This window comes from Rhodopila sp., from assembly GCF_035548235.1.
Lineage (GTDB): Bacteria > Pseudomonadota > Alphaproteobacteria > Acetobacterales > Acetobacteraceae > Rhodopila.
Genome location: NZ_DASZTJ010000112.1, coordinates 1 through 7646, shown reverse-complemented (window position 1 = coordinate 7646; position 7646 = coordinate 1). Strand labels below are relative to the sequence as shown.

Sequence of the window (7646 nt, the reverse complement as noted above, 5' to 3'; positions counted from 1 at the left end):
CGGGCTGGCGCCGCTGGCCGACACGCCCGGCAATCGTTTCGCCTCCGACGCCGCCCTGATGGATTACGCGGCACTCGGCCTTTATGTGCTGGCGTCGAATGTCCCGGCGTATCGGGGATCGCTGGCGGACGGACCGGCGGGACGGCTCGTGGCGAACCGGACCGAGGCCTGGTACGCGGCGATCAGCGGCGTGATCCGCGACCAGGCGCTGCGCCAGGCCGGCTATGACCGCTCCCGTTCGGCGTTCCTGACGCTGGGGACGCTGGCGGGACAGAAGGCGCGGCGCCGCGACGCGCTCGAACGCGCCGTGCAGGCCGTGGACGCCTGAGCCATCGTGCTATTGCGCCGGCCCGCGGTGACGCCAAGTATCCGGGCATGACATCCCTTACGTCTCTGCCGGACCGTGGCGTCGTCGCGATCGAGGGCGATGACCGCGTCGCTTTCCTTCAGGGCCTTGTGTCCAACGACGTGGCCGCCGTGCGGCCCGGGCATGCCGTGTGGGCCGCGCTGCTGACGCCGCAGGGCAAATGGCTCGCGGATTTCTTCATCTTCGACGCCGGGGACCGGCTGTTGCTGGATTGCGAGCAGCGCCAGGCCGCCGACCTGGTGCAACGCCTGTCGCGCTACCGGCTGCGCATGCGGGTGACGGTGCGGGCGGAGCCGGCGCTGGCGGTGCAGGTCGGCTGGGACGGCCCGCCGCCGGCCGAGGGCGTGATTGCGCCGGATCCGCGCCTGCCGGATTTCGCCTGGCGCTGCCTGACGGCCTCCCCCCGGCCTGCGACGGCGACGCCCGAGGATTGGGACCGCCACCGCCTCGCCGCCGGCCTGCCGGACGGGTCCCGCGACCTGGAGACCGACCGCAGCGTGCTGCTGGAGGCCGGCTTCGACGAGCTGGGCGGCGTGTCCTGGGAGAAAGGCTGCTATATGGGCCAGGAGCTGACCGCCCGCACCAAATACCGCGGCCTGATCAAGCGCCGGCTGGTGCCGGTGGCGATCGAAGGCCCGGTGCCGGAGCCGGGGACCCCCGTGCTGCGCGACGGCGCCGAGGTCGGGACGATGCGCTCCGCCCGCGACGGGATCGGCTTGGCGACGCTGCGGCTGGACGCGCTGGACCACGGCTTGTCGTGCGGCGGAGCAAGACTGACGCCACGCGTGCCGGCCTGGATGAGGCTGCCCGCGACGCAGGGGTAGGGCCGCGCCCATGACGGGGACTAAGCCGAGCCGTGACGGGATCAAGCCAGGCCACGGCGGGAGGGGGAGGACGACGGCGTCCCTCAGTCCAGGGCCGCGTGCGCCGCGTCCGGCGGCACCGCCGCCTCGTCTCCCTTTGGCCGGCGCATCAGCACCAGCAGCACCAGTGACGACAGCGTGGTGAACACCATCATCCGGTAATCGTTGATATACGCGATGATCTGCGCCTGCTGGTTGACGATCTGGTCCAGCACGGACGCGCCATGCGCGGTGCGGGGGTTCCACGCCCGGGCGATCATCCCGCCGACCTGGAGGGACCGATTGAACGGATTGACGTGGGCGCCGATCTGCTCGTGCAGCACTTGCGCGTTGTGCGCCAGCAGCGAGGAGGTGATGGACACCCCCACCGCCGCGCCGATGTTGCGGAACAGGCTGAACAGCGACGCGCCATCGGTGCGGTACTGCGCCGGCAGCGTGGCGAACGCCATGACCTGGAGCGGCAGGAACACCAGCCCCAGCCCTGCCCCCTGCACGATGATCACCGTCGTGATGCGCCACTGCGCGATATCCGGCGTCCAGCCCGTCATCTCGTTCATCGACCAGGCCAGGGCGACAATCCCCGCCGCCATCAGCCAGCGCGGGTCGATCTTGTTGGACAGCCGCCCGCTCAGCATCATCGCCGCCATCGTCCCGATCCCGCGCGGCGCCATGGTCAGGCCCGCCGTCTCGACCGGATAGTTCGCCAGGTTCTGCAGCCAGGGCGCCATCAGCGACGAGCTGGACACCAGGATGGTCCCGGTCATGAACATCAGCGACAGCCCGGCGGCGAAGTTGCGGTCGGTGAACAGGACCGGCGGGATGAACGGCCGCTTCGCCGTCATCATGTGCACCAGGAACAGGTAGACGCCCAGGCCGCCCAGCACCGCCTCGGTGACGATCTCGCGGGAGGTGAACCAGTCCTGGTCCTGGCCGCGGTCCAGCATCATCTGCAGCCCGCCGATCCCCAGCGACAGCACCGCGAAGCCGATCCAGTCGAAGCGCAGGCCGGGATTGGTCCCCGCCTTCGGCATGAAGAACAGCAGGCCCAGCGTCGCGAGCACGCCGAACGGCAGGTTGATGTAGAAGACGAAGCGCCAGTTGTACATCTCGGTCAGGTAGCCGCCGAGGGTGGGCCCCAGGATCGGGCCGACCATCACGCCGACGCCCCAGATGGCCATCGCCTTGCCGCGCTGCTCCGCGGGATAGATGTCCATCATCGTCGCCTGCGACAGCGGCACCAGCGCGGCGCCGAAGACGCCTTGCAGCAGCCGGAACACCACCATCTGCGACAGCGACTGCGCTGCCCCGCACAGCATGGAGGTGATGGTGAATCCGACCAGGCAGGTGATGAACAGGTATTTCCGCCCGAACCGCGTCGCGAGCCAGCCGACCGGCGCGGTCATGATCGCCGCGGCGGTGATGTAGGAGGTCAGGACCCAGGTGATCTCGTCATACGTGGCCGACAGGCTGCCCTGCATATAGGGCAGCGCCACGTTGGCGATGGTCTGGTCCAGCGCCTGCATCAACGTGGCGCCGACGGTGCAGAGCGTGATGATCAGCCGGTGCGGAACGCCGTCCCGTTCGGTCATCGCCGCCGCGGATCAGGGACCGTCAAAAAAGGTCCCGCCAACTGCGCTTATGGCCGGTGTCGATGTCGGCGATCACGCTCATGCCCGCGCGTAGCGGGGGATCGCCGTCCTTGCGGAACACCTTGATGCGCACGGGGATGCGCTGCACGACCTTCACCCAGTTGCCCGAGGTGTTCTGCGCCGGCAGCACGGAAAACTCCGACCCGCTGTTGGGCGCGATCGACTGCACCTCGCCCTTCAGGGTCAGGCCGGGATAGGTGTCCACCGAGATCTCCACCGGGTTGCCCGGCCGGACATAGGTCAGCTCGGTCTCCTTCGGATTGGCCTCGACCCAGACGTTATCGTCCGACACCAGGCCGAAGGCGGCGGTCGCGGCCGCCAGATACATCCCCGGCTGAACCGTATCGACCTGGGTGACGATGCCCGAGAACGGGGCATAGATCACCGTGTGGTCCAGTTGCCGCTGCAGTTCGCGGACCTTGGCGACGGCCTGCAGGTAATCGTTCTGCTTGTGCGAGTCGATGTTCGGGTCGCCGCCCAGCTTCGTCAGCGCCACCGCCGCCTGGGTCTTCATCGCCTCCACCTGCCGCTGGTCTTCCAGCAGCTTGAAGCGCGCGTCGTCGTAATCGAGCTTGGTAATGCCGCCGCTCTTGACCAGCGCGGCATAGCGGTCGAACTTCGCCTGGTCGGCATCGACGATCGCCTGCTTCACCTGCACGTCCCGCAGCATGCGCTGGTAGTCCAGCTTCTCGGCGTCCAGGTCGGACAGCAGCCCGTCGCGATAGGCGATCGCCCCATCCAGCGCCAGCTTGAACGGCAGCGGGTCGAGCCGCAGCAGCACGTCGCCCTTTTTGACGTGCTGGCCTTCATGCACCGGCACCTGGGCGACGATGCCCGAGACGTCCGTCGACAGCACTTCCTTGGCCGCGCGGACATAGGCGTCGTCGATCGAAACGATGCGCCCGCCGGTCAGCCACCAGTAACCGGCGACGGCGATCACCGCGACGATGCCGCCCAGCATCAGCAGCGGGCGCAGCAGAGCAGAAAGCCGCATCCGCCGCCGGACGGGCCGGTCGGTAATCGTGTCGCTGACGCGCGACCCCGCGATGGCCTGGGACATCAGACTTCCTCCCGCGTATCGGCATCGAGGCCGCGTTTCGCGTGAGAATCCTGGGTCAGGGTCGCTTTCATCCGCAGCAGGGCCTCGGTCATGGTTTCCAGGGTCGCTTCATCGATGCCGTTGGTGACGATTCGGGTCATGTCCGCGCGATGGCCATCGATCTCGTGCAGCACGTCCCGAGCGGGGGAGAGCAGATGGAGACGCCAGATGCGGCGGTCGCGGGGGTCGGGGCGGCGCTCTACCATCCCGCGCGCTTGGAGGCGGTCGATCAACCTGGCGACGGTGATCGGCTCGACTTCCAGCAGTTCCGAGAGTTCTTTCTGGGAGATGCCGGGCTGGCGTTCCAGCCAGATCAGGATCGCCCATTGCGCGCGGGTCATGCCGTGCTGGCGTGCGCGCTTGTCCGCCTCGACGCGCAGCAGGCGCGCGACGTCGTGCAACAGGAACAGCATGTCGCGATGGAAGTCGTCCAAATGGGCCTCGCCCCAGACCTTGTCCTTGATCACCTTGTCTTTGATCACGTTGTTCTTGATGACGTTGTCCTCGATGACATTGTCGTTGCCGGGGCTGTCGTTGATGACCGCAGCCCTGGTGATGCCGCCGGTTGAATCGCAACCGAGGCGTTTTGCCCGATCACGCTGCTCCAATCCAATCACATCATAACGCGCGTTATGATGTGTCTGCTAGTGTGGTTGCCATGCGCTCATCGCAGGGCCGTCACGCGTCATCGGCGTAACGGTCGGACGGGTTGCCTCCCCGGTCGGAGGGCCGCACTCTACCGGCACTTCCCTCGTTCCCTCGGAGACCCCATGGACCTGATCATCCGCAACGCCCGCCTGCCGCATGCCCCGGACGCCGCGCCGGTCGACATCGGCGTGGCGGACGGCCGGATCGTTGCGATCGCGCCGCGATTGGCGGGGGACGGCCAGGCGTTCGACGCGGGGGGCCAGCTTGCCTGCGCGGGCCTGGTCGAGACGCATATCCATCTGGACAAGACGCGCATCATCGATCGCTGCCCGCCCGAGGACGGCCGCAACGCCAACGCCGTGCCCCGGGTCGCGGCGGTGAAGCACACCTTCACCGAAGCCGACGTCTACCGGCGCGCCAGCCAGACGTTGGAGAACTGCATCAAGTTCGGCACCACCCGCATGCGCACCCATGTCGAACTGGACGGCGGGGTGGAGATGCGCAGCTACGATGCGCTGGAGACGCTGCGCCGCGACTACGCCTGGGCGATCGAGATCGAGCTGTGCGTGTTCCCGCAGGAGGGGCTGACCAACAATCCCCGCTCCGGCGAATTGCTGATCGAAGCGCTGAGGCGCGGCGCCAAGGTGATCGGCGCGGCGCCGAACTACGATCCCGACAAGAGCGGGCAGATCCGCCGCATCTTCGAACTGGCGCGGGAATTCGGGACGGATATCGACATGCACCTGGACTCGGGCAACAGCCCCGACGACATGGATATCCACCTGGTCTGCGAGTTGACGAAGCAATACGGGCTGGAGGGCCGCGTCGCGGTCGGCCACGGCTGCAAGTATTCGACCCTGCCGCCGCGCGACCTGTCGGCGCTGGCCGCCAAGATCGCCGACGCCGGCGTCGCGGTGACGGTACTGCCGGCGACCGACCTTTACATGATGGGACGCAACCAGACCCACAGCATCCAGCGCGGCGTGGCCAACGCCAACGTGCTGGTGGAGCATGGGGTGAACTGCTCGATCTCGTCCAACAACATCCTCAACCCGTTCACACCCTTGGGCGACGGCAACCTGATCCGGATCGCCAACATGCAGGCCAATGTCTGCCAGGTCGGGGAGCCGCAGCGGCTGCGCGAGTGCTTCATGATGCTGACGGAACGGTCCGCGAAGCTGATGAACCTGAAGGACTACGGCCTCGCGGTCGGCAACCCGGCGGACATCGTCATCTTCGACGCGACGACCCCCGAGCAGGCGGTCGCCGAAGTGCGCCTGCCCCTCGCCTGCTTCAAGAACGGCAAGCAGACCGTCACCCGGCCCAGAGCGGAGTTGCATAAACCATGAAACTGTCCGAGATCGCCCAGGTCATCCGCAGCAAGAACGCCGGCCCCCGCCGGCTGACGCTGGACATCATGTTCGCCACCGACGCCGACTATCACCGCGTCGCCCAGTCCCCGGCGCTGGGGGCCTCGGCGATCGGGCGGTTGTACCGAGTGCCGGCCCAGGACGTGACGATCATTCCGTACCCGGTCGGACGGGCGATCAAGATCGTGCTCGCGCGTACCATCATGGCCGGCGATCCGGGCGACTACGACGTCTATGGCGCACAGCAGCACGCCCCGCTGCTGGGGGTCGAGATATGAGCGCGTCCGGCCGCGTCATCGCGGCGCTGCGCCGCGATCCGCGCCCGATCCGCCTGATGGGCGCCTCGGGCCAGCTTGGCTACGGCATCCCGGCGGCAACGTTCCGGGCAGGGATCGAGCGCAAGCCCGACCTGATCGGCGCCGACATGGGGTCGATCGATATCGGGCCGACCTATCTGGGCAAGGGCGAGATGGCGACCGCCCCCGGCTCCACCCGCCGCGACCTGCGCCGGGTGCTGCATGCCGCGCGGTCGCTGGACGTGCCGATGGTGATCGGTTCCGCCGGATCGGCCGGCGCGGGACCGCACCTGGACGCGACGCTGGCGATGATCCGCGACCTCGCGCGCACCGACGGGCTGCGGTTCCGGATGGCGGTGATGCGCGCCGATATCCCCCGCCCGCTGCTGCACGCGGCGCTGCGGGCCGGGCGCGTCAGCCGGTTCGATTCGATGCCGGACCTGACGCCGGCGGATATCGACGACGCCGCGCATATCGTCGGGCAGATGGGCATGGGGCCCTTCCGCGCGGCGCTGGAGGCGGATGTCGACGTCATCGTCGCCGGCCGGGCATGCGATACGGCGATCTTCGCCTCGCTGCCGGCGCTGCTGGGGTATCCGGTGGGGCTGGCGATGCACATGGCCAAGATCATCGAATGCGGCTCGTTATGCTGTGTGCCCGGCGGCCGCGATCCGATCCTGGCGGAACTGGACCATGACGGCTTCGTCCTGGAGAGCACGAACCCGGAGCGGCAGGCGACGCCGACCTCGGTCGCCGCGCACAGCCTGTATGAGCAGTCCGATCCGTTCGTGATGCGCGAGCCGGACGGGACGCTCGACCTGTCGCAGGCTCGGTATGAGGCGCTGGACGATCGCCGCGCACGGGTCAGCGGCGCGTCCTGGCGCGACACCGACAGCCCGACGATCAAGCTGGAAGGCGCGCTGAAGATCGGCGAGCGGGCGGTGCTGCTGTGCGGATCGGCCGATCCCCGGTTCATCGCCGAATGCAAGGCGCTGCTGCCGAAGGTGGCGGACCTGGTCGACAGCCTGGTCTGCGAGGAGCATCCCAAGGACTATACGTTGCGGTTCCGGGTCTATGGCATCGACGGCGTGCGGATGGTGACGCCGGAACACGAGGCGCCGCCCGGCGAAGTCTTCATCATGGGCGAATGCATCGCCCCGACCCGCGAACGCGCCGCCGAGGTGGTGCGGACCTGCAAGCAGTTCCTGCTGCATTTCGGCTATCCCGGCCGGCTGTCGACGGCAGGGAACGTGGCGTTCCCGTTCACCCCGCCCGAGGTGTCGCTGGGGCCGGCCTATCGTTTCAACGTCTACCACCTGCTGCACGTCGACGACGCGACGGCGCTGTTTCCGGT

8 protein-coding genes are annotated in these 7646 nt (G+C 68.2%); 5 read left to right on the top strand and 3 right to left on the bottom strand.

Annotation, left to right across the window (positions count from 1 at the left end):
* Positions 1 to 328, top strand: a 328-nt coding sequence (locus VHB27_RS09825; RefSeq protein ID WP_325599762.1) for a hypothetical protein, incomplete at its 5' end; no start/stop codon positions are given.
* 47 nt (positions 329 to 375) lie between these two features.
* Positions 376 to 1191, top strand: coding sequence for a YgfZ/GcvT domain-containing protein (locus tag VHB27_RS09820; RefSeq protein ID WP_325599760.1), 816 nt, complete (start codon positions 376 to 378; stop codon positions 1189 to 1191).
* An 83-nt stretch (positions 1192 to 1274) separates the two neighbouring features.
* Here VHB27_RS09820 and VHB27_RS09815 read toward each other — a convergent pair whose 3' ends face one another.
* Genes VHB27_RS09815 through VHB27_RS09805 form a run of 3 tightly spaced genes read right to left on the bottom strand, consistent with a single transcriptional unit; the run spans position 1275 to position 4586 of the window.
* Entirely contained in the window at positions 1275 to 2819 is a 1545-nt protein-coding gene (locus VHB27_RS09815) for a DHA2 family efflux MFS transporter permease subunit (protein WP_325599758.1), read from the bottom strand.
* 22 nt (positions 2820 to 2841) lie between these two features.
* On the bottom strand, positions 2842 to 3939 hold the full coding sequence (locus tag VHB27_RS09810; protein ID WP_325599756.1) for an HlyD family secretion protein: 1098 nt from the start codon (positions 3937 to 3939) through the stop codon (positions 2842 to 2844).
* The gene (locus VHB27_RS09805) at positions 3939 to 4586 is read right to left on the bottom strand and encodes a MarR family winged helix-turn-helix transcriptional regulator (protein ID WP_325599754.1); all 648 of its coding nucleotides are present in this window, start codon (positions 4584 to 4586) and stop codon (positions 3939 to 3941) included. Before VHB27_RS09805 ends, VHB27_RS09810 begins: the two co-directional genes overlap by 1 nt.
* A gap of 162 nt (positions 4587 to 4748) precedes the next feature.
* Here VHB27_RS09805 and VHB27_RS09800 point away from each other — a divergent pair, with 162 nt between their 5' ends.
* From VHB27_RS09800 to VHB27_RS09790, 3 genes are all read left to right on the top strand, one after another.
* On the top strand, positions 4749 to 5975 hold the full coding sequence (locus VHB27_RS09800) for an amidohydrolase family protein (RefSeq protein WP_325599752.1): 1227 nt from the start codon (positions 4749 to 4751) through the stop codon (positions 5973 to 5975).
* Positions 5972 to 6274 carry a DUF4387 domain-containing protein gene (locus VHB27_RS09795; RefSeq protein ID WP_325599750.1) on the top strand — a complete coding sequence of 101 codons (303 nt, stop codon included), beginning with the start codon at positions 5972 to 5974 and terminating at the stop codon, positions 6272 to 6274. Before VHB27_RS09800 ends, VHB27_RS09795 begins: the two co-directional genes overlap by 4 nt.
* Positions 6271 to 7646: acyclic terpene utilization AtuA family protein (locus tag VHB27_RS09790; protein ID WP_325599748.1), on the top strand; the 1376-nt coding region annotated here is incomplete at its 3' end. The genes VHB27_RS09795 and VHB27_RS09790, both read left to right, overlap by 4 nt.